Below are 23,054 nucleotides of genomic sequence, written 5' to 3'. Positions count from 1 at the left end.
TGGATACTAAAGGGTGACGAAACTGCTTGCCACGGCGCAGGTCACAAGGGTTTTGGCGCGCCGCCGGTTTTCGTACAAAGTAAAAACCAAAACCTAGAAATTGTACCAATCGAGCACAAGCCCCTGACGTTCAACATAGCCACGCCCCACCTTGATATGGATACGGTGCCCTCGCGTAGTGCAAACGCCCAGCTGCGCCATGAGCTCGGAAAGCTGCGCCGCCGTAGGCGTTGTGGCATGTACGCTGCGCAACCAATGGCGCAGAACATTGGCTTGGCGTGCCTGGCTGAGCGACTGCAAATCCTTGATGCGTGGCGGCACTCCAACCGTCACCAGGTCGGCCACCGCCACCTCTTCCATCAGCTGAGCCGCCTGTGCGCAATGGGCGCTACTGCGTGCAAACGTGGCACGAAACTGGGGAAAGGCTTGCTCCAGCACCGGCAGCAACTGGGCCCGGATGCGATTGCGCGTGTAGCCAATATCGGTGTTGCTCGGGTCTTCAACCCAATCCTGGGCACGCAGCGCGAGCCAGTCACGCAAAGCCTGGCCCCGCACTGTCAGCAATGGCCTGAACCATTCCAGCCCCGCACGCTGCCAGCGTGAGGGCATGGCGGCCAGCCCCGCTACGCCGGAACCACGCGAGAGCGCCAGCAGCAAGGTCTCCACCTGATCATCCGCATGCTGGGCCAGAGCCATGGATTGCACGGGTAAAAGTGGCTGTCCCTGCGCATCAGTCCAGGCTTGCTGAGCCGCATGAATCAAAGCCTCGTAACGCCCTTGGCGCGCCGCATCTTCTGGGCTTTGGCCGGGGGCATGGCGCGCATCGATGGCACAGACCTTGAGCGGAATGGCATGTGCAGCACACAGCTTTTCGCACTGGGCCTGAAAACCGTCCGCAGCGGTTTGCAGGCCGTGATGCACATGAATCGCCCTCACCTGCCCAGGCCAGCGCTCGGCACAGCTCAGTAACAAGGCCGTGGAATCAGCGCCACCACTAAAGCCCACCGCCACAGGCAAGGGCGGATGGAAGTCACACATTGCCACATCCACCTGGTGCGCACCCGCCTGCATCTGCGCTTGGGATGAGGTACTGGATAAGAGAGAGGGGGTCGGCAATGAAGTCACGGTTCTTGCTGCCACGGCGCCAGGCGCACACGCAACGCAGCTCTTAAAAAATATTCGACAAGGCAAATCTAACTCAGGCTCGATGAAGCGAGACACTTCAAGTTTGATAGCGGCTCGCACTTCATTTGGCGAAAACACATCTAAATCCACCTAAATCACAGATACAAATTACGCAACCAGCTATTAATCAAATAGCAAAACCAGCACCACAAAAACAAATGGCTCCCGGATAGGAGCCATTGCTTTTAAAGAGCAGATGCTGATCAGCGGTTCTCAGCCTTGGTGTCGGCAAAGCGGCCGTAGCTGGAGATACGATCGTAGCGACGATCCTGCAGCTCCTTGGGCTTCAAGTCGGCCAGCTGACGGTAGGCATCGCCCAGGGCACGTTTGAGGAAGGCACCCATTTGCTTAGGATCGCGGTGTGCGCCACCCACGGGCTCGCTCACAATCTTATCCACCAGACCCAAGGCCTTCAGGCGGTGCGCGGTAATACCCATGGCATCGGCCGCATCCTGAGCCTTCTCGCCCGTCTTCCACAAGATGGAAGCGCAGCCTTCGGGGCTGATCACGGAATACACGGAGTACTGCAGCATCAGCACCTGGTCGGCCACGGCAATGGCCAGCGCGCCGCCCGAACCACCTTCACCGATGATGGTGGTGATGATGGGGGTTTGCAGCTGGGCCATCTCGTAGATGTTGCGACCAATGGCCTCGGACTGACCGCGCTCTTCGGCGTCAATGCCAGGGAAGGCGCCGGGCGTATCCACAAAGGTGAATACGGGCAGCTTGAACTTCTCGGCCGTCTTCATCAGACGCAAGGCCTTGCGATAGCCTTCGGGACGTGTCATGCCGAAGTTGCGCAGCGTGCGCTCCTTGGTATCACGGCCTTTTTGATGACCCAGGATCATGCAGGGCATGCCGTTGAAGCGCGCCAGGCCGCCGACGATGGACTGGTCATCCGAGAAATGGCGATCGCCGTGCATTTCGACAAAGTCGGTAAAGCACTCGCGCACGTAGTCCAGCGTGTAGGGACGTTCGATGTGACGGGCAATCTTGGTGATCTGCCAAGGGCTCAGATCACTGTAAATGTCCTTGGTCAGCTGCAGGCTTTTCTTGCTGAGCTGCTCGATCTCTTCCGAGATATCGACTGCGCTTTCGGTCTGCACATAACGCAGTTCTTCAATTTTGGTTTCGAGTTCGGCAATGGGTTGCTCAAAATCCAGAAAGTTCTTTTTCGCCAACGTATTTCTCCTTGTCCCAGCCTGTTGCAATGCACGCTTTGTGCAGGCAAACCGGCCAGAGAACGGGTGTCATCAAGCCACAGGCTGCGCCTCAAGCGAGCGCCAAATATACCAAGTTGCCACCGTGCACCACGGCTTCCAAGCCTCGGCTACTTCGCGGGCATCGCTGCGACTGACAGGATCACCCGAAAAATAATTCTGAGAGATGCCCTTGATCAAACCGGCATCATCGAGCGGCAGCACATTGGGCCGCCGCAGGTAATAGATGAGGAAATTCTCGGCCGTCCAGCGGCTGACGCCACGGATCGCCATAAGCTCGGCCACGATGAGCTCGTCACCCATCTCATTCCACTCATCCTGGTGCAGACGGTTTTCAGTGAAGTGCAGCGCCAGATCGACCAGATAGTCCACCTTGCGCGCCGACAGACCGGCCGCACGCATATCGTCCACCTTGAGCTTGAGCACCAGCTCAGGCGTCATCTGCGCAGGCAATTTGCCAAATTTATTCCACAGCGTCTTGGCCGATTTGGCCGCAATCTGCTGTCCGACCACCGAACGCGCCAGCGTGGCAAACGCCTCATCGCGGCTTTGCTCGCGCGGCAGCAGCGCCTGGTTGCTGATTTGCGGAATCAGGCGTTTGAGCACCCGGTCGCGCCGCATCAGCTGACGGCAGGCATCGGCCCAGTAAGCCGGCACGCCTTCGGGCAAGGTCAGATGAATCTTGGATGCTGCGGCCGCCTTGGCCGCGACATTCGGAGTCGCTGCCGAAGCTGCCGGCACGGGCGCAGTCTTGCCCGCAGCGGTACCCAAAGGCATGACCGGCAGCGGAGCCGCAGGCCCCATGGGCACGGGTAGATCAGCCACCAGGGGCAGCTGTTCGAACTCCATGGTGTCCAGATGCTTGGCGGCGCTCATACCGCCTCTTGTGCTCTGGGCACATTGTTTTTGAAACACGACATGGGCAAGCGATCAGCCTTTGGGGGCCGCCTCCCAGGTGGTGCCCGCTGCCGAGTCCTTGAGCACAATGCCCTGCTCCAGCAAAGCCTTGCGAATGCGATCGGCCTCGGCCCAGTTCTTGGCCGCCTTGGCCTCGGCACGGGCGGCAATCTGCGCCTCGATGGCTGCAGCATCGACGCCGGCAGCACCGGCTTGCAGAAAGTTCTGAGGCACGTCCTGCAGCAGACCCAGCACGCCACCCAGCGCCTTCAGCAGTCCCGCCACTTGCGACGACTGGCTGCGATTGACCTCGGCAGCCAGCTCGAACAGCACGGCCACCGCTTCGGGCGTACCGAAATCCTCATCCATCGCAGCCTTGAAGCGCGCGGCATGGGGCTCGGTCCAATCAATCTGCACCTCGGCAGGCGCCACCAGGCTCAGCGCGGTGTACAGGCGCTTGAGCGCTCCACGCGCATCGTCAAGATGCACATTGGAATAGTTCAGCGGGCTGCGGTAATGGCTGCGCACCACGAAGAAACGCACGGTTTCTGCGTCGTATTCCTTGAGCACATCACGGATGGTGAAGAAGTTGCCCAAGGACTTGGACATCTTCTCGTTGTCCACATTGATGAAGCCGTTGTGCATCCAGGTCTGGGCAAACGGCTTGCCGGTGGCTCCTTCGCTCTGGGCAATTTCGTTTTCGTGATGGGGAAACTGCAGATCCGCGCCACCGCCATGGATGTCGAAGCTCTCGCCCAGCAAGGCGCAGCCCATGGCCGAGCATTCGATATGCCAGCCGGGGCGGCCTTCGCCAAAGGGACTGACCCATTTCACATCGGCAGGTTCATCCACCTTGGAGGACTTCCACAGCACGAAATCCAGGGGATCGTGCTTGCCATCGGCCACGGCCACGCGCTCACCGGCGTTCAACTCGTCCAGCGACTTGCCCGAGAGCTTGCCGTAGCCCTTGAACTTGCGCACCGCATAGTTCACATCGCCGTTGCCCGCCTGATAAGCCAGACCCTTGCTCTGCAGCGTGCCGATCATGCTCAGCATCTGCGGCACGTATTCCGTAGCGCGAGGCTCGAAATCGGGACGCGCAATGCCCAGGGCATCAGCATCCTGGTGCAGGGCGTCGATCATGCGGTCGGTCAGATTGCGGATCGTTTCGCCGCTTTCCACCGCGCGCTTGATGATCTTGTCGTCGATGTCGGTGATGTTGCGCACATAGGTGACCTTCAGGCCACTGGCACGCAGCCAGCGCTGCACCACGTCGAACGCGACCATGGAACGCGCATGACCCAGATGACACAGGTCGTAGACGGTCATACCGCAGACGTACATGCGCACATGGCCAGGTTCCAGCGGCGAAAACGCTTCCAATGCACGCGACAGCGTGTTGTAGATACGCAAACTCATGAATTTCTATATGGGGGAGTATGGGCGGCAGCGCCAGCAACTCGTTGTTCTTGTAGGCCCGCCATTCCCTGATGCTGAAAGATGCAGGTTCCGGACGCTTTTTCAACGCCCCGGACAGGCTCCCTCGCCCTGTACACCCCTCAGCTACAATTCCCCGCAGTATAAGCCCGCACTGCAAGGGTGTCCTTGCGGTGTACTGAAAGCACCTACATGCCCGTAAGCAACTTGTTTCGCTCGGCAGCTCGTCTGCTGGCCCTGTCGGCCGCACTGGCCGCTGGCAGCGCCTACGCAGACGATTACTCCGATATTGCCCAGTTGCTCAAGAGCGGAAAAACACAGCAGGCATTGCAAAAAGCCGATGCCTATCTGGCCAAGAATGCCCGCGACCCGCAAATGCGCTTTCTGCGCGCCATTGCGCTGACCAACGACGGCAAGACCGAAGAGGCGGTCACCGCCCTGCGCCAGCTGACCGAGGAATATCCCGAACTACCCGAACCCTACAACAACCTGGCCGTGATCTACGCCCGCCAGGGCGAGCTGGACAAGGCCCGCAGCGCGCTGGAAGCGGCCGTGCGCAACAACCCGGACTATGCAATAGCCCATGAAAATCTGGGCGATATCTATGCTCGCTTGGCCTATCAGTCCTACGCCCAGGCCCAGGCCAAGGGCGGCCGCGTCAAAGACGTGCGCCCCAAGATGACGCTGCTGCAGCAATTGCTGCAACCAGCAACATCTGTGGCACCCGCAGTTGAAAAAGCGCCTGCTGCCAGCAAATAAGGCAGGCGACAAAAATATCGTCAACAAGGCAAGCCGGGCCGCAAGCTCTGATGCAACTAGTCGCCTGCCTTGGCTCTCCCACTCCAGCACCACCCCGTTGGTGCTGCGGCATCTCTGGATGACTTGATGTTGAACACCACTCAAAAAACACGCAGAAATACCACGCTAACGCTTGCAGCAATTGCACTTACCGCTAGTATTTTCGCAGTCCCCGCTCTGGCCCAGACCCAGCCCAAGGTGCAGCTCAAGACCAGCATGGGCGACATCGTGGTGGAGCTCAACGAAGCCAAGGCTCCCAAGACGGTGGCGAATTTTCTGCAGTACGTGCGCGACAAGCACTATGAAGGCACGGTGTTTCACCGCGTGATGGATGGCTTCATGATTCAAGGCGGCGGCATGGACGCCAACATGAAGGAAAAACCGACCCGCGCCCCCGCGCCGCTGGAGGCCGGCAACGGCCTGAAGAACGACAAATACACCATTGCCATGGCGCGTACCGGCGACCCCAACTCGGCCACCTCGCAGTTCTTCATCAATGTGGTGAACAACGACATGCTCAACGCGCCCAAGCCCGACGGCTATGGCTACACCGTGTTCGGCAAAGTGATCAAGGGCACGGAAGTCGTGGACAAAATCCGTGCCGTGCCTACGGGCAACCGCGGCATGCACCAAAATGTGCCTACTTCGCCGGTGACAATTGTCTCGGTCATCGAAATCAAATAATCGCTTTGTGCCGCGCGCCGCAAGGCCTGCGCGGCAGCCATCCCCCCTCATTTCCATAGAAAGCACTGCCATGAGCAATCCCCAAGTCGAACTGCACATCACCATCAACGTGGCTGAAACCGCCACTCCCGGCGTCATCACCATCGAGCTGGACGCCGTGAACGCACCCAAGTCCACCGAAAACTTCCTGAACTACGTGAACAGCGGCTTCTACAACGGCACCGTGTTCCACCGCGTGATCAAGAACTTCATGATCCAGGGCGGCGGCATGACGGCTGACATGAAGCAAAAGGAAACCCAGGCGCCTATCGAGAACGAAGCCAAGAACGGCCTCAAGAACGACAAGTACACCTTGGCCATGGCTCGCACCAGCGACCCACACAGCGCTACAGGCCAGTTCTTCATCAACACGGTGGACAACGGTTTCCTGAACCACACCTCGCCCACTCCCCAAGGCTGGGGCTATGCCGTGTTCGGCAAGGTCGTCAAGGGTGAAGAAGTGGTCGACGCCATCAAGAAGGTGCGCACCACTCGCAAGGGCTTCCACGACGACGTGCCTTTCGACGCCGTGGTGATCGACAAGGCTGTGGCCCTGTAATCACCCTCTGAGGCGCCGCTGCGCGCCTTACCCCTCTCTGCTCGCGGAAGGGGACAACGGCCTCGCTGCGGGGCGGCCCTTGCTTGCCGCCTCCCGCTCGGGGCCGTTACCGTTTCAAGGCTGCGTACTTTCACCCCATGACTGAATCTTCAGACCCCCGCACTACCGCGCCTGAGTTGGCAAAGCTGCAAGGCGCGCCGACCTGGCGCACGGTCGATTTCATTTCAGACCTGCACCTGCAACCTTCGGAGCCGCAGACAGTGCAAGCCTGGCGCGACTATCTGGTGCGCACCACGGCCGATGCCGTCTTCATTCTGGGCGACCTGTTCGAAGTCTGGGTGGGCGACGACGCCCTGCATGAAAGCGGCAGTTTCGAAGCCGAATGTGCGGCCGTGCTGCGCGCGGCGGCTCAGAAACGCCCGCTGTTCTTCATGGTCGGCAACCGCGACTTTCTGGTGGGCGAGGAATTTCTGCGCCAAAGCGGCATGACGGACCTTGCCGACCCGACCGTGCTGCAGTGGGCCGGCCCGCCCATCCTGCTCAGCCATGGCGATGCGCTATGCCTTGATGATGTGGAGTACCAGCAGTTCCGCGCCCTCTCGCGCTCTGCCGCCTGGCGGCAACAGGTGCTGGCCCAGCCGCTGGCCGCGCGCCGCGCTCTGGGCAAATCTGCCCGCAGCGAAAGCGAGATGCGCAAACAGTCTGGCGCGCCCTATGCCGATGCCGATGCGGCCATGACCACCACCTGGATGCAGGCCGCCGATGCGCCCTGGTTCATACACGGCCATACACATCAGCCTGCAGACCATGCTCTGGGCAACGACCAGTGGCGCATTGTGCTCAGCGACTGGCATATCGACGAGCACACGCAGCGCGCCGAAGTGCTGCGCGCGACGCCAGAAGGCTGGCAACGACTGGCGCCCGATCAGGCTTGAGCCCACCCAGCTCGTCTGCACTATTCATTTAATAGCTTATAGCGCTGGTCATTCATAGATATATGGATTGATTCAAGCCAAACTCTATGAATAGAGCATGCAAGCTGCTATCAAATCTGTGATCAATCACGCCATGAAAAACGCCCGCTGCCTTTCAGCCCGGGCGTTTTTGCTTGCATGGCAAGTGCTTAGCCGCTGATGGCCGAGGCGGAGCCCGCCTGCTTGCGCAGCTCGAACTTCTGAATCTTGCCGGTACTGGTCTTGGGCAACTCGCCAAACACCACGGCGCGCGGCACCTTGAAACCGGCCAGATGCTTTTTGCAATGGGCCACGATCTCTTCGGCCGTGGTCTCGGCGCCGGCTTTCAGCTCCAGAAAAGCACAAGGCGTTTCGCCCCACTTAGCGTCCGGCATGGCAACCACCGCAGCCGCCAGCACGGCGGGGTGGCGGTAGAGCACATCTTCCACCTCAATGGAGGAGATGTTTTCCCCGCCCGAGATGATGATGTCCTTGCTGCGATCCTTGATCTGTATATAGCCGTCCGGGTGCTGCACGGCCAGATCGCCACTGTGAAACCAGCCGCCGCGAAAAGCCTCGTCCGTGGCCTGAGGGTTCTTGAGGTAGCCCTTCATGGCGATATTGCCCCGGAACATGATCTCGCCCATGGTCTGGCCGTCATGCGGCACGGGCTCCATGGTTTCCGGATCGAGCACGGCGGCCGAATGCTGCAGGTGGTAGCGCACGCCCTGGCGGGAGTTCAGGCGTGCCCGTTCACCAATCTCCAGCGCATCCCAGCTTTCGTGCTTGGCGCAGACCGTAGCCGGGCCGTAAGTTTCCGTCAAACCGTAGACATGGGTGATGTCGAAACCCATGGCTTCCATGCCTTCAATCATGGAAGCCGGAGGCGCAGCACCCGCCACCATGGCCTTCACTCCGGCTGGAATGCCTTCCTTCAAGGCCGCTGGAGCATTGACCAGCAGGCTGTGCACAATGGGCGCGCCGCAGTAATGCGTGACGCCATGCTGGCGAATGGCCTCGAACACCGCTTGTGCTTCCACACGGCGCAGGCAGACATTGACTGCGGCACGGGCCGCCACCGTCCAGGGAAAGCACCAGCCGTTGCAGTGAAACATGGGCAGCGTCCACAAATAGACCGCGTGCTTGGGCATATCCCACTCCAGCACATTGCTCACCGCGTTGTTGAAAGCGCCGCGGTGGTGATAGACCACGCCCTTGGGGTTGCCCGTGGTGCCCGAGGTGTAGTTCAGCGCAATCGCATCCCACTCATCCGCCGGCAGCTGCCAGTCAAACTGGGCATCGCCCTGGGCGACAAAACTTTCGTAGTCCACAGAGCCCACCTGCTCGGCAGCCGGGCCATACAGCGCGTCTTCCACCTGGATCACCAACAAAGGCTGGCTGCTTTGGCGCAGCTTGAGCGCCTTGGCGATCACGCCGGCAAACTCCGGGTCCACGATCAATGCCTTGGCTTCGCCGTGGTCGAGCATGAAAGCCAGAGTTTCGGCATCCAGCCGGGTATTGAGGGTGTTGAGTACGGCGCCCGACATGGGAATGCCGAAGTGTGCCTCCACCATGGGCGGCGTGTTGGGCAGGATCACGGCCACCGTGTCGTTCTTGCCTATGCCGGCTTTCTGCAGGCTGCTGGCCAGTTGGCGGCAGCGCGCATAGGTCTGGCCCCAGGTTTGGCGCAGCTCACCATGAATGATGGCCAGGCGCTGCGGGTAGACCTCGGCAGTGCGGGCAATAAAGCCCAAAGGGCTTTGTACGGCGTAGTTGGCGCGGTTGCGCTCCAGATATTGATCGTATGGGCTGGTCATATTTGTCTCCTGCCCGTCTTTTAGCGCACTTTGCCGCCCGGCAAACTTACAACCTAGCTGCCCACTCGCCTGTTGCGGCCTGATCATCGCACCGTGTAGTCCAGCTCAACCGCAGACATGCGGACAGTAGTTAGGCTGCCCTGGCATCGGGGGTTATCTGCAGATCAATCCAAACTACCGCACTAGGTCATTCATCCGCATCAATGTGTTCAGCAAGTTCTGAAACTCAATAAAATCATTAATAATCAAATACTTAATCAAAATAATTCTAAACCGCCCATACCCAAAGATCGCAGTCTCCATGCAAGTCATCTATAAGACATCATTTATCTGACTGAGCAAGCTGCAAGCCTGTCAATTCACTCTTAGAATGCCGACATGTTTTGAGCGCGTGGCTGCCGAAGCGCACTGACAGGGCTTGTTGAAAGCCGGAGACACGTCAGACGGCTCGCGAGGCTTGATGCCCGTTCAAGACTGTGGAGGAGGAGACTTTTTTAGAGGAGAGTCCGGCAAAGTTCCGGGCATCTGGAGACCAAGCCTGTGCCTGTTTTGGGCACAGGCTTCTTTTTTGGGTACTCCGTCGCTCCTCAGACCCTGACAGCCCGAAGTTTTGCCCAAGCAAGGCAAAATACACAGGTGGCCATTCCTCAATCGTTCATCCAAGAGTTGCTTTCGCGCGTCGACGTGGTCGACATCGTGGGCCGCTACGTGCAGCTCAAAAAAGGCGGCGCCAATTTCATGGGCCTGTGCCCATTTCATGGCGAAAAATCGCCGTCCTTCACCGTCAGCCCCAGCAAACAGTTTTTTCACTGCTTTGGCTGCGGCAAAAACGGCAATGCCATCGGCTTTCTGATGGAGCACGCCGGTATGGGCTTTGTGGAAGCCGTGCAGGATCTGGCCAACCAGGTCGGCCTGCAGGTGCCGCAGGACGACATCAGCCCCGCCGAGCGCGAACGCCAGGCCCAGCAAAAACAAAAACAGGCCACGCTCACCGACGTACTGGAAAAAGCCGGCGACTCCTATCGCAAGCAGCTCAAAACTGCGCAGCATGCGATCGACTATCTCAAAAAGCGCGGCGTGTCCGGCGAAGTCTGCAAGCGCTTCGGCCTGGGCTATGCGCCTGCAGGCTGGCATGGCCTGGCCAGTGTCTTCCCCGAGTACGACAACCCGCAACTGGAAGAATCCGGCCTGGTCATCGTCAGCGAAGAAGACAAGCGCCGCTACGACCGCTTTCGCGATCGGCTGATGTTTCCGATCCGCAATGTCAAAGGCGAATGCATAGGTTTTGGCGGGCGCGTGTTTGGCGATGAAAAGCCCAAATACCTGAACTCCCCCGAAACCCCGGTCTTTCACAAGGGGCGGGAGCTGTATGGTCTGTTTGAGGCCCGCCAGGCCTTGCGCGACATGGGCTATGCCTTGGTCACCGAAGGCTATATGGATGTGGTGGCTCTGGCCCAGCTGGGCTTTGCCAACGCCGTAGCCACCTTGGGCACGGCCTGCACGCCAGACCATGTGCAAAAGCTGTTTCGCTTTACCGAAGCCGTGGTCTTCAGCTTTGACGGCGACGGCGCCGGAAGGCGTGCTGCGCGCAAAGCGCTGGATGCAGCCCTGCCTCTGGCTACCGACACCCGCAGCATAAAATTCCTGTTTCTGCCTGCCGAGCATGACCCGGACAGCTTTATCCGCGAGTTCGGCAGCGAAGCTTTTGCCCGCTACGTTGGCGATGCTACGCCGCTGAGTCGCTTTCTGATCGAAGCCGCCAGCGATGGCTGCGACCTGGGCCAGACCGAAGGTCGCGCCCATATGGCCAGCAATGCCCGTCCGCTGTGGTCGTTGCTGCCCGACGGCGTGCTCAAGCGCCAGTTGCTCAGCGAAATTGCAGCGCTGGCACAGCTGGACTCCCGCGATCTGTCGGAAATCTGGGCCAAGGAAGCCGCCCGCACCGCGCCAGCGCGTCCGCGTACCGCCGCAGCACCAACCCATGACGCCCCCCCTCTCGGCGAGCAGCCTCCCGCCTGGGACGCACCTCCCGCATGGGAGCATGGCGGCAGCTGGAGCGACATGGGTGGCCCGTCAGCGCCCGCCCCCGAATACCCGCCACCAGGCTACAGCCAAGGGGGTTTCAGCAATCATTCAGCTCCCCAAGGCGCGGGGCAGAACGCTTACGGGCAAAACAGCGGATGGCGCGGCAATCGCCAGCAGGGTTTTGGTCGCGACAAAAAGCCCTGGGGACGCAACAAGGGCAGCGAATGGAATCCGCCGCCCTTGGGCCCGCGTGTCACACCGGGCACCCGCACCGATCAGGCCGCGCGCCTGCTGATGGCCCATATGGAATTCATGGAAGAGCTGACCCATGAAGACTTTGACGCCCTGACCCACAGCACCGAAGCCCACGGCGCCCTGTTTCGTTGGCTGGAAGCCCAGTTCACCGAATCCGGCCCCCGCTCCTGGGCCGTTTTGCGCGAACAACTCAAGGGGCTGCCGCAGCAGCCGCTGGCTGAAAAGCTCATGAACAGCGTCCACGCCCAGCCCGAAGGCGAACTGGACGAGCTGCGGATGGAGTTGCGCGGCGTGCTCAATCGCATCCTGATCGAGCACATCAAACAGCAGATCACGCAGACCATCCAGTCCATGAGCACCGACCCCAGTGCAACCCAGCGTCTACGAGATTTGTATGCCCGCCAACAGACCCTGGATCAGCAAATGAGAAATTTGCCTTCCAGCTCTTGACATTCCCAGGAATGGGTATAATTAGAGGGTTATTGGCAAGCGCGACAGCAGCACCTCCGGCCCGGGCCCCGTGAAGACATCACGTGTTGGCAGCAACTGCATGGCCCATTGTTCCGCAAGGACTGCATACCAAATGTTCGCCCAAACTCTTGCCAAGAAGAGATATTCCCAAGGGTAGACCCATGTCTTCCCACGCGCCAGCTTAGACGGCGTTTGTTTGTTATTCCGTTTCCCTTTGTGTGTTTGTGTGTGTTCGCTACCGTAAGAGGTGTTCATGCCCGTGTCAAAGTCCGTGAAGTCCAAGCAGGCCCCCGAAGCTTCCGCCAAGCCCAAGACCTCTCAAACTTCCGCTTCCGCAGCTGCCGAGATGGTGGCGACCGCCAAGACGGTTGCGAAGAAGAGCACCGCCAAGGCGGTCGAAGCCAAGAAAGAAACCACAGTGGTTACAAAGTCACAAGCCGAACTCAAAGCCATGGCCGACGCGCTGCTTGCCGAAGCAGCGCCAAAGCGCAGTCGCAAGAAAGCCGCCGACGGCGACGACGCCGCAGCCCCTGCGGCCAAGAAGCCAGCGGCCAAGAAGGCTGCAGCTCCTGCCAAGAAGGCAGCCGCAGTCGAGAGCGCAGCTGCAGATAAAGCACCTGCCAAGCGCGGCCGCAAGCCCAAGGCCAAGGAAGCCGATGACGGCATGGACGATGCAGACCTGTCGGACATCGACAGCGATCTGGAAGGCGACGTCGAAGAGGAAGTGACGACCGAAGCTTCGACTACTCCGACCGAGAAGGTCAAGCCTCTGCGCATGAAGATCAGCAAGGCCAAGGAACGCGCCTTGATGAAGGAATTCGGCCTGGACGAAACCGTCCTCACCGAAGAGGAAATGTCTACCCGCCGTTCGCGTTTGAAGACGCTGATCAAGCTGGGCAAGACCCGCGGCTACCTGACCCACAGCGAAATCAACGACCACTTGCCCGACAAGCTGGTCGATGCCGAAACGCTGGAAGTGGTGATCTCCATGTTGAACGACATGGGCGTGGCTGTGTATGAACAGACACCCGATGCCGAAACCCTGCTGCTGAACAACACCGGTCAATCGGCTACCACCGAAGAAGAAGCGGAAGAAGAAGCCGAAGCGGCTTTGTCTACCGTGGACTCGGAATTCGGCCGCACCACCGACCCCGTGCGCATGTACATGCGCGAAATGGGCACTGTCGAGCTCTTGACGCGCGAAGGCGAAATTGAAATCGCCAAGCGCATCGAAGGCGGTCTGATGGACATGATGGAAGCCATCTCGGCTTCTCCTGCGACCATCGCCGAAATCCTCACCATGGCTGAGGAAATTCGCGAAGGCAAGGTTGTCATCTCCACCGTGGTCGATGGTTTCGTCAATGCCGACGAAAACGATGACTACGTGGCCGAAGAAGACTTCGACGAATACGACGAAGAAGACGACGACGACGGCAAGGGCGGCTCCAAGGCCCTGACCAAAAAGCTGGAAGAGCTCAAGAACGAAGCGCTGCGTCGCTTCGACTCCATGCGCGAGCTCTTCGACAAGATGCACAAGGTGTATGACAAGGACGGCTACGGCGGCCCTGCATACATGAAGGTGCAAAAAGCCATCACCGAACAGCTGATGACCGTCCGCTTCACCGCCAAGACGATCGAGAAGCTCTGCGATCTGGTGCGCGCCCAAGTCGATGACGTGCGCAAGAAGGAACGCGAGCTGCGCAAGATCATTGTGGACAAGTGCGGCATGTCGCAAGAGTTGTTCATCAAGGACTTCCCGCCCAATCTGTTGAACCTGCAATGGGTGGTCAAGCACGCCAATGCCGGCAAGCCCTATAGCGCCGTGCTGGAACGCAATATTCCGCCCGTGCAAGAGCTGCAGCAGAACCTGATCGACCTGCAATCTCGCGTGGTCGTGCCGCTGGACGAGCTCAAGAGCATCAACAAGCGCATGAACAATGGCGAACGCGCCAGCCGCGATGCCAAGAAAGAGATGATCGAGGCCAACTTGCGCCTGGTGATCTCGATTGCCAAAAAGTACACCAACCGTGGCCTGCAATTCCTGGACTTGATCCAGGAAGGCAATATCGGTCTGATGAAGGCCGTGGACAAGTTCGAATACCGTCGCGGCTACAAGTTCTCGACCTATGCCACCTGGTGGATTCGCCAGGCCATCACGCGTTCCATCGCTGACCAGGCCCGCACGATCCGCATCCCGGTGCACATGATCGAGACCATCAACAAGATGAACCGCATCTCGCGCCAGCACTTGCAAGAGTTTGGTTTCGAGCCCGATGCGTCCATCCTGGCGGCCAAGATGGAAATCCCCGAGGACAAGATCCGCAAGATCATGAAGATCGCCAAGGAGCCGATTTCGATGGAAACACCCATCGGCGACGACGACGATTCTCACCTGGGCGATTTCATCGAAGACGGCAACAACACGGCACCTATCGACGCTGCCATGCAAGCCGGTCTGCGCGATGTGGTCAAGGACATTCTCGACGGCCTGACGCCGCGCGAAGCCAAGGTGCTGCGCATGCGCTTCGGCATTGAAATGTCCACCGACCACACGCTGGAAGAAGTGGGCAAGCAGTTCGACGTGACGCGCGAACGCATTCGCCAGATCGAAGCCAAGGCGCTGCGCAAGTTGAAGCACCCCAGCCGCTCCGACAAGCTGCGCAGCTTCATCGATTCGCTGTAAAAACCGCATGGCCACTGCCTGCAGCGGCCACCGCCCAAAGCCCTGAGCTTGCAAAAGCTCAGGGCTTTTTTACGTCCGTCGCATCAGAGCAGCCTGCAACAGCTCATCCATATTTGAGAGCCGCTGGAGATCCGCCGCATGAATACATTGGCTATGCTAGGACCCGTTTCACCCCCTATCTGCCACACCCCAAGGCCTGAGGACATGCCATGCAAGTTTCCGCGTTGAACAGCCAAGACCAGCCAATGAGCATCGCCGTCATGGGGGCGGGCGCCGTGGGTTGCTACTTCGGTGCCCTGCTGGCACGTGCGGGCAACCACGTCACCCTGATTGGACGAGAAAGCCATATGCAGGCCATTGCCGCACAAGGCCTGCACCTGCAAACCGCTAGCGAAGACAGCTTCATCCCCATGCATACCAGCACCCATGCCAGCGCGGTGGCCGGTGCGGATGTAGTGCTGCTGTGCGTCAAGTCCACGGATACCGAGGCCAGTGCCGAGCAGATCAAGCCTCATCTGACCACAGGGGCCGTGGTGCTGTGTCTGCAAAATGGCGTAGACAACGACGAACGCGCCCGCAGCGTGCTGGGAGAACGCAACCCCGCCGCCGCAGTGGCTGTCTATGTGGCGACCGGTATGGAAGCGCCCGGCCATGTGCGCCATTTCGGACGCGGCGAGCTGGTCATCGCACCCAACCCCAAAGCCGACGAAATCGTCAAAACCTTTGGTGCGGCAGGCATTGCCACCACGGTCTCGCCCGATGTACGCGCCGAGTTATGGCAAAAGCTCATCATCAATTGCAGCTACAACGCCCTCTCCGCCCTCACCCAGCAGCCTTATGGCTGGCTGGTAGCACAAGCGGGCGTGAACAGTGTGATTGCAGACATCGTGGCCGAATGCAAATCGGTTGCTGCGGCCGACGGCCTGGTGCTTGGAGCCAGCGTGGATGCAGCCGTGCAAGCAATTGCCCAGACCATGCCCGGCCAGCTCTCATCGACGGCACGTGACGTGGCGCGCGGCAAGCCCAGCGAGATCGATCACCTCAACGGCTATGTGGTGCGACGCGGTCAGGCCCTGGGCATTGCCACGCCGGCCAACCGCTTGCTGCAGGTCCTAGTCAACCTGGTTCAGAGCCCCAAAAGCTGAACCGACAGAACACCCCGACACAACCCTCGGGCCGCCCAATCCAAGCAAGCATTCCAAGCACTCTGGCGCGGCTCTCGGGCCGCAAGCAAACGCTGGCTTTCGTGGCAAGCCAGCAACACTTCTACGGGGTTTATGAAGTTTGTGACCTCAGCGCGTTGCAGTTGTAGATTTGGAGCTACTAAACTTGTAGCAAAATCAATTCAACGCTATAGTCTCGAAAAAGACGTGGCACTGTGCGCAAACAAGTGCGTACGGCTCAACAACACAATTTGCGCAAGGAGAAGCGTCCATGAGCTCCAAGGAAAACGCCGCCATCAACCAGCTGTTCGAGAAACTCGAATGCCGATATGCGTTGCGCGTGCTGTGGGCCCTGCGGGACGGCCATCCCCAGACCTTCCGACTGCTGCAAGACAGCGTTGGCGGCATCACCCCCAATACCCTGAACACCCGTATCAAGGAGCTGCGTGAATGCGGCTTGCTGGAACACGGCACCGACGGCTACACCGTCACCCTCGCGGGTCAGGATCTACTCAAGCGCCTGTCGGACGTACAAGCCTTTGCCAACCGCTGGGTTGCTGCCCGCGCCAAGAAATAATTTCAGGGTTTAATAGGCAAACGACCTGCATGGCAGGGGGCTGCCTTAAACCTTTGTCTTCCAGGGCCCCAAGCATGCTTGGCCGGCCCTTTTTTCCATCATTTTTCTCTGCATTTGCGCTGAAAGGAAAACCATCATGGCTTTCAATACCACTGCCTCTGGCCTGCAATTCGAAGACACTGTTGTAGGCGAAGGCGCCGAAGCCCGCGCCGGCCAATCCGTGACCGTGCACTACACCGGCTGGCTGTACAACAATGGCGTGCAAGGCGCCAAGTTCGACTCCAGCAAGGACCGCAACGATCCTTTCGTCTTCCCCCTGGGCGCCGGCATGGTGATCAAGGGCTGGGATGAAGGCGTGCAAGGCATGAAGGTCGGCGGCCAGCGCACTCTGCTGATCCCTTCCGAGCTGGGTTATGGCGCCCGTGGCGCCGGCGGCGTGATTCCTCCCAACGCCACACTGAAGTTTGATGTGGAACTGCTGGCACTCTGATCGCCCGCGCTTTCATAGCGTTCGACAAAAAAGCGGCTTTCGAGCCGCTTTTTTGTTTAAGGCTGTCAGCCGATCATGCCTTCACTCCTGGGCAAAAAGTGCCTGATGCAGCGCCGCATAGGCCTTGTCGCCAGCGGCATCACGGATGCGGGGAGCCAGCTCCACCAGCTGCGCATAGCCCATGGCGGCCTCTACGGCCAGATTCAAGCGAAATCCCCTGAGTCCCAGCTTGCCCGTCAGATTGACAGCCAAGGGGTAGGCCTGCTGATAGCGGCGCCTGGCCTGCTCTTCATCCGTGACAGCTAGGGCAGGTTCCAGCGAGGCCGACGTTGACGGCTGCGCCACGGCCGCCGGCGCCAGACCGGGCGCTGTGACATCAGGTAGCTGCAGCCAGCCCTTGTCCACCAGACTCATCACATCTGCCTGCGTCACGCCCATGGCAGCGGTGGCCTCCAGTACCTGGCTCAGACTGCGCTTGCCGTCAAACAACAAAAAAGCCGAACGCAGACGCTGAGCAAAATCCTGGTGTCGCTCCTTGAACGCCTGCTGGCCTTGCGCCGTTTTGACAAAGTACATGATCACTCTTTCTCTTCAACGGCCAAGAGTCGCATGAGAGCCCCGCATTGAAAACCGGGTTTACCTTCAACGATTGACGCCGCGCATCTGCCGAGCGCCTGCAATAGCTTGCGGTTTAGGTTTGGTCAAATAGTTTCGGCATCAAAACCAAGCCCTCCCTTATCCATCAAGCGCTACATGCTTCATTTTTAAGAGCGGATGGCTTGATTTCCTGAAACACGACGCTGCTCCAGCCAGCTGACCACCCAGGTCACGACAAAGCCGGTGGGCACACCAAAGACACCGGCCGAAATCGGCTGTATGCCCCACCACAGACCGGGGCTGCGCAAGGCCTCGGGCAGCATGGTCTGCAGAGCAGTCACATGGGACAGCATGTAGTACAAGGTGACAGCCAGCCCCAGCAGCATGCCCGCAACCGCTCCACGACGGGTGGTGCCGCGCCAGAAAATACCCAGCACCATGGCAGGCACAAAGGCCGAGGCAGCCAGGGAGAACGAAGCCGAGACCATGGGCAAGATATCGGACGAGCGCCGCGCCGCCACAAAGGCTGCAGACAGGGCCACCAGCAGCAGCGCAAACTTGGAGAGAATGACGCGCCGCTCCGGTGAAAAGCGCCGCAGGCGCACATGCTCGTTGACGCGGCTGAACTGGCGCTCCTGAAAATACAGATCACGCACCAGCGCATTGCTGATGGTCAGCAGCAGACCGTCGGCAGTGGACAGGGCTGCCGCCAGGCCACCGGCAGCCACTAGGCCAGAAACCACATAAGGCATGCCACCCAGCTCGGGCGTGGCCAGCATGATCAGGTCGGCCCCCATGCGGATTTCGCCAAACTGCAGAACGCCGTCGCCGTTGATGTCTTCCACCGACAAAAGCGAACCATCGACGCGCGACCACTGCGCAATCCAGTTGGGCAAGGCATCGAAGTGCGTGCCCACCAGATTGTTCATGACTTCAAACTTGACCATCACGGCCAAAGCCGGTGCGCTCAGATAAAGGATGCCGATAAAAAACAGCGACCAGGCCACCGATGCCCGCGCCGCCGAGACCGTGGGCACGGTGTAGTAGCGCGTGAGCAAATGCGGCAGGCCGGCCGTGCCCACCATCAGGCAGAACATCAGGGCAAGAAAATTGCGCCGGCTATCCTCGTACTCGGCCTGCTGCTCAGGCGTGCCCTGCGGATCGCCGGTGAACGGCAGGCTGTGCAGGGGAATGCCGCCCAGCGGTCTGGCGCGCTCATAGGTCTCGTTCAGCTCCCGCGTCCAGCGCTCGCGGGCTGCAGCCTCATCCTTGGGCATGGCGGCCAAATCGCGGCTGGCCGCCATGATGGCGCCCACATTGCCGCTGCTGGTGCGCAGCTCGCGGATATGCTCGGTCAAGGCCTGACGCTCGGTGGCCAGCACCGTGGGCACGTCGCGCAGCTTGGATTCCAGCACCTGCGCCCTCAAGCGGTAGGCATCCACCACCGATTGCTCTGCCGGCGAATGCAGCAGTTGCTGCTCCAGCTGGGCAATCTTACCCAACTGCTGGGTATAGGCTGCCGTCGCCAACGGCGTGCCCAGCTGCTTGTAGGCCAGCCACGAGACCGGAATCAGAAACGCCAGCAGCATGACCACATACTGGGCCACCTGGGTCCAGGTGATGGCGCGCATTCCGCCCAGAAATGAACACAGCAGCACGCCGCCCAGACCCAGCATGATGCCGATCTCGAACTGCACGCCGGTCAGCCGCGAAGCAATCAGGCCCACGCCGTAGATCTGAGCCACCACATAGGTAAACGAGCATGTCATGGCGGCCAGCGCCGCAATGACGCGCGGCCAGCGCCCGCCAAATCGCACCTGAAAATAATCGGGCACGGTATAGAGATTCATGGCCCGCAGATAAGGGGCGATCAGCATGGCCACCAGGCAAAAGCCACCCGTCCAGCCCAGCACATAGGCCAGCCCGCCGGCATGACCCGCAGTGCCGGCAAATCCCTGCAGATACAAGGCGCCCGAGAGGCTGATGAAGGAGGCCGCACTCATCCAGTCGGCCGCTGCGGCCATGCCGTTGTAGAACGGGGGTATGCGTCGCCCGGCTACGAAATACTCTTCGGCATTGCTGGTACGTGAGTACACGCCAATGGCGGCATACACCATGACGGTGCAAAACAGAAAGATGGGCCCTATCCAGTGGCGCGACAGACCCTGGTCTTCCGCCCAGAACATGGCCCACAAAAAGCCCAGAACGCCGAGCACATACAAAAACAGAATGCGGTGCAGGCGCCAGTGATAGGCGCGACTCAGAACAGCCCGCTCAGGCATGGGGCGAGGAAGAGTCAGCGGGCATGGCGGCTTTGCCCCGCGCAGCCTGGCGTTCGAGGTGATCCATAGCCACACAGTAAGCCACGATGATGACCAGAAACATCAGGATCGCCCCTTGGGCCGCCATCCAGTAGGCTGTGGGCTTGCCCGGCACCATGGCCTGCAGGTCACGGGCGAAATAGATGATGCCAAAAGAAAACACCACCCAGATCGTCAGCAGCAAGGCTTTCAATCTCAGGTGGTGTGTATCGTGCAACCGCGGCGGAAGCGATGCTTCTACCGGGTTGCCATAGGCATCCAGGGACGCGTCCAGTGACGCATCCCTGGCCAAGTCGTCATGCGGACCTTCAGGCGCTCGCTGCGTCTGCATGACGATGGGCCGGCTTACTCAGCCAGTTTCTGCCAGGTGGAAACCACGCTGTCGGGGTTCAGCGAGATGGAGGAAATACCTTCATCGGCCAGCCACTTGGCGAAGTCGGGGTGGTCCGAAGGGCCTTGGCCGCAGATGCCCACATACTTGTTCTGAGCCAGGCAGGCCTTGATGGCGCGCTCGAGCATCTTCTTGACCGCAGGATCGCGCTCGTCAAAGTCAGCAGCCAGCAATTCCAGACCGGAGTCGCGATCCAGGCCCAGAGTCAGCTGGGTCAGATCGTTGGAGCCAATGGAGAAGCCGTCGAAGTACTCCAGGAACTCGTCAGCCAGGATGGCGTTGGAGGGCACTTCGCACATCATGATGAATTGCAGGCCGTTCTCGCCGCGCTTCAAGCCGTTTTCGGCCAGCAGCTCGGTCACGCGCTTGGCCTGACCCAGGGTACGCACGAAAGGAATCATGATCTTGACGTTGGTCAGCCCCATGTCCTCACGCACGCGGTGCAGGGCTTCGCATTCCATCTTGAAGGCTTCGCCGAACTCGGCGGAGATGTAGCGCGCCGCACCACGGAAGCCCAACATGGGGTTCTCTTCCTCGGGCTCGTAGCGGCTGCCGCCGATGAGCTTGCGATATTCGTTGGACTTGAAGTCCGACATGCGCACGATCACGGGCTTGGGCCAGAAAGCGGCGGCAATGGTGGCCACGCCTTCAGCAACCTTGTCCACGTAGAAGGCACGGGGCGAAGCATGACCGCGGGCCACGGATTCCACGGCCTTCTTCAGATCGGGAGCCACGGCGGGGTAGTCCAGGATGGCCTTGGGGTGCACGCCGATGTTGTTGTTGATGATGAATTCCAGACGGGCCAGACCCACGCCTTCGTTGGGCAGCTGGGCAAAATCGAATGCCAGCTGGGGGTTGCCCACGTTCATCATGATCTTGGTCTTGATGGCAGGCATTTCGCCGCGCTTGACCTCGGTCACTTCGGTCTCGATCAGACCGTCATAGATCTTGCCGGTATCGCCTTCCGCGCAGGACACGGTCACCAGAGTTTCAGCCTTGAGCAGCTCGGTGGCATTGCCACAGCCCACCACGGCAGGAATACCCAGCTCGCGCGCAATGATGGCGGCGTGGCAGGTGCGGCCGCCGCGGTTGGTCACGATGGCCGAAGCTTTCTTCATGACCGGCTCCCAGTTGGGATCGGTCATATCGGTCACCAGCACATCGCCGGCTTGGACCTGGTCCATCTGCGAAATATCGGACACCAGGCGCACAGGGCCGGTACCGATCTTCTGGCCAATGGCGCGGCCTTCGGCCAGCACATTGCCCGTGCCCTTCAACTTGTAGCGCAGCTCGGCCTGGCCCTTGGACTGGCTCTTCACCGTCTCTGGGCGCGCTTGCAGAATGTAGAGGTGGCCGTCGGTGCCGTCCTTACCCCATTCGATATCCATGGGGCGGCCGTAATGCTCTTCGATCACCAGGGCGTAGCGGGCCAGTTGCTCCACGTCGGCATCGGTCAGCGAATAGCGGTTGCGCAGCTCGGGAGCCACGTCGGTGGTCTTGACCAGCTTGCCAGTCGCCGCTTTTTCTTCGGCAGTGGCAAATTCCATCTGGATCAGCTTGGAGCCCAGATTGCGGCGGATCAGCGCCTTGTTGCCGGCCTTGAGCATGGGCTTGTGCACATAGAACTCGTCGGGGTTCACGGCGCCCTGCACCACGGTCTCGCCCAGGCCATAGCTGGAAGTGATGAACACCACTTCTTCAAAGCCCGATTCGGTATCGATGGTGAACATCACACCGGCTGCGCCCAGATCGGAGCGCACCATGCGCTGCACGCCGGCGGACAGGGCCACCACATCGTGCTCGAAGCCCTTGTGTACGCGGTAAGAAATGGCGCGGTCGTTGTACAGCGACGCGAACACTTCCTTCATCTTGTGCAGCACGTCTTCGATGCCCACCACGTTCAGGAAGGTTTCCTGCTGGCCGGCAAACGAGGCGTCAGGCAAATCTTCTGCAGTGGCGGAAGAGCGCACGGCAAACGAAGCGGCTTCATTGCCGGCTTGCAGCGTGATGAAGTCAGCGCGGATCGCGGCTTCCAGATCGGCGGGGAAAGGCTGGCTTTCCACCATGGCGCGGATTTCGGCGCCCACAGCGGCCAGGGCACGGACATCGTCCACATCCAGAGCTGCCAGCTTGGCGGAAATCTTGCCTGCCAGGCCTTCAAAGGCCAGGAACTCGCGGAAAGCGTGGGCCGTGGTGGCAAAGCCGGTAGGCACGCGCACGCCCTGGGGCAGTTGCGAGATCATTTCGCCGAGCGAGGCGTTCTTGCCGCCGACCGACTCAACGTCAGTCATTCTCAGTTTTTCAAACGGAACGACTAATGCGGTCGCTTCGAACAGTTGAGACATGGGGAAACTCCAAAGGTTAAAAACCGGCACGCTTGCGAGGCCTGGGCTGAATGGCCAGGCGACGCGAACCCACGCTGCATCAAGGCAGTGCTTTGCTGTTCTGGATGTTGACCGTCAACGAGCATGGGTTGAAATTGGGAATAATGG

The 23,054-nt window shown here is 60.0% G+C and carries 18 protein-coding genes; 9 read left to right on the top strand and 9 right to left on the bottom strand.

Features of this window, described 5'->3' with window-relative positions; genetic code table 11:
- Window positions 1–93 precede the first annotated feature (93 nt).
- The 4 genes from tilS to cysS form a co-directional block, all read right to left on the bottom strand.
- Window positions 94–1,038, bottom strand: a complete 945-nt coding sequence (gene tilS, locus EAO39_RS06875; RefSeq protein WP_240466908.1) for a tRNA lysidine(34) synthetase TilS — start codon at window positions 1,036–1,038, stop codon at window positions 94–96.
- 350 nt (window positions 1,039–1,388) lie between these two features.
- Window positions 1,389–2,366 carry an acetyl-CoA carboxylase carboxyltransferase subunit alpha gene (locus tag EAO39_RS06870; RefSeq protein ID WP_120966756.1) on the bottom strand — a complete coding sequence of 326 codons (978 nt, stop codon included), beginning with the start codon at window positions 2,364–2,366 and terminating at the stop codon, window positions 1,389–1,391.
- A gap of 72 nt (window positions 2,367–2,438) precedes the next feature.
- Window positions 2,439–3,281, bottom strand: coding sequence for a DNA-3-methyladenine glycosylase (locus EAO39_RS06865; RefSeq protein WP_120966755.1), 843 nt, complete (start codon window positions 3,279–3,281; stop codon window positions 2,439–2,441).
- Window positions 3,282–3,335: 54 nt separating this feature from the next.
- The gene (gene cysS / locus EAO39_RS06860; RefSeq protein ID WP_120966754.1) at window positions 3,336–4,721 is read right to left on the bottom strand and encodes a cysteine--tRNA ligase; all 1,386 of its coding nucleotides are present in this window, start codon (window positions 4,719–4,721) and stop codon (window positions 3,336–3,338) included.
- 210 nt (window positions 4,722–4,931) lie between these two features.
- Between cysS and EAO39_RS06855 the strand changes: the two genes are divergently transcribed.
- The 4 genes from EAO39_RS06855 to EAO39_RS06840 all read left to right on the top strand — a co-directional run bounded on the left by EAO39_RS06855 (window position 4,932) and on the right by EAO39_RS06840 (window position 7,754).
- Window positions 4,932–5,498: a tetratricopeptide repeat protein gene (locus EAO39_RS06855; protein ID WP_120966753.1), complete on the top strand. Its 567-nt coding sequence runs from the start codon at window positions 4,932–4,934 to the stop codon at window positions 5,496–5,498.
- A 126-nt stretch (window positions 5,499–5,624) separates the two neighbouring features.
- Window positions 5,625–6,221, top strand: coding sequence for a peptidylprolyl isomerase (locus tag EAO39_RS06850; protein WP_120966752.1), 597 nt, complete (start codon window positions 5,625–5,627; stop codon window positions 6,219–6,221).
- 70 nt (window positions 6,222–6,291) lie between these two features.
- Window positions 6,292–6,819, top strand: coding sequence for a peptidylprolyl isomerase (locus EAO39_RS06845; protein ID WP_120966751.1), 528 nt, complete (start codon window positions 6,292–6,294; stop codon window positions 6,817–6,819).
- 137 nt (window positions 6,820–6,956) lie between these two features.
- A complete protein-coding gene (locus tag EAO39_RS06840) occupies window positions 6,957–7,754 on the top strand; it encodes a UDP-2,3-diacylglucosamine diphosphatase (RefSeq protein ID WP_120966750.1) in 798 nt (265 codons plus the stop codon).
- A 188-nt stretch (window positions 7,755–7,942) separates the two neighbouring features.
- Here the strand turns inward: EAO39_RS06840 and EAO39_RS06835 are convergent, their stop codons facing one another.
- Complete coding sequence (locus tag EAO39_RS06835) at window positions 7,943–9,589, bottom strand: acyl-CoA synthetase (protein ID WP_120966749.1); 1,647 nt, start codon at window positions 9,587–9,589, stop codon at window positions 7,943–7,945.
- Between the two features lie 636 nt (window positions 9,590–10,225).
- Here EAO39_RS06835 and dnaG point away from each other — a divergent pair.
- From dnaG to EAO39_RS06805, 5 genes are all read left to right on the top strand, one after another.
- Complete coding sequence (gene dnaG, locus EAO39_RS06830) at window positions 10,226–12,319, top strand: DNA primase (protein ID WP_120966748.1); 2,094 nt, start codon at window positions 10,226–10,228, stop codon at window positions 12,317–12,319.
- A gap of 274 nt (window positions 12,320–12,593) precedes the next feature.
- Complete coding sequence (rpoD, locus tag EAO39_RS06820; protein WP_120966746.1) at window positions 12,594–15,023, top strand: RNA polymerase sigma factor RpoD; 2,430 nt, start codon at window positions 12,594–12,596, stop codon at window positions 15,021–15,023.
- Window positions 15,024–15,232: 209 nt separating this feature from the next.
- Window positions 15,233–16,168 (top strand): 2-dehydropantoate 2-reductase, encoded by a 936-nt coding sequence (locus EAO39_RS06815; protein WP_120966745.1) that lies wholly within the window; start codon window positions 15,233–15,235, stop codon window positions 16,166–16,168.
- Between the two features lie 289 nt (window positions 16,169–16,457).
- Window positions 16,458–16,763, top strand: coding sequence for a winged helix-turn-helix transcriptional regulator (locus EAO39_RS06810; protein ID WP_120966744.1), 306 nt, complete (start codon window positions 16,458–16,460; stop codon window positions 16,761–16,763).
- A gap of 136 nt (window positions 16,764–16,899) precedes the next feature.
- Entirely contained in the window at window positions 16,900–17,253 is a 354-nt protein-coding gene (locus EAO39_RS06805; RefSeq protein ID WP_120966743.1) for an FKBP-type peptidyl-prolyl cis-trans isomerase, read from the top strand.
- Window positions 17,254–17,334: 81 nt separating this feature from the next.
- Here EAO39_RS06805 and EAO39_RS06800 read toward each other — a convergent pair whose 3' ends face one another.
- From EAO39_RS06800 to ppsA, 4 genes are all read right to left on the bottom strand, one after another.
- On the bottom strand, window positions 17,335–17,829 hold the full coding sequence (locus EAO39_RS06800; RefSeq protein ID WP_120966742.1) for a hypothetical protein: 495 nt from the start codon (window positions 17,827–17,829) through the stop codon (window positions 17,335–17,337).
- A gap of 188 nt (window positions 17,830–18,017) precedes the next feature.
- A complete protein-coding gene (locus tag EAO39_RS06795; protein ID WP_120966741.1) occupies window positions 18,018–20,132 on the bottom strand; it encodes a VC_2705 family sodium/solute symporter in 2,115 nt (704 codons plus the stop codon).
- Window positions 20,125–20,502 carry a DUF4212 domain-containing protein gene (locus tag EAO39_RS06790; RefSeq protein ID WP_120966740.1) on the bottom strand — a complete coding sequence of 126 codons (378 nt, stop codon included), beginning with the start codon at window positions 20,500–20,502 and terminating at the stop codon, window positions 20,125–20,127. Before EAO39_RS06790 ends, EAO39_RS06795 begins: the two co-directional genes overlap by 8 nt.
- A gap of 14 nt (window positions 20,503–20,516) precedes the next feature.
- A complete protein-coding gene (gene ppsA / locus EAO39_RS06785) occupies window positions 20,517–22,907 on the bottom strand; it encodes a phosphoenolpyruvate synthase (RefSeq protein WP_120966739.1) in 2,391 nt (796 codons plus the stop codon).
- Between the last annotated feature and the right edge of the window lie 147 nt (window positions 22,908–23,054).

It is taken from the genome of Comamonas sp. lk (assembly GCF_900564145.1).
Lineage (GTDB): Bacteria > Pseudomonadota > Gammaproteobacteria > Burkholderiales > Burkholderiaceae_C > Comamonas.
The sequence above is the reverse complement of the archived record's forward strand: the minus strand, read 5'-3'. Positions and strand labels throughout refer to the sequence as shown.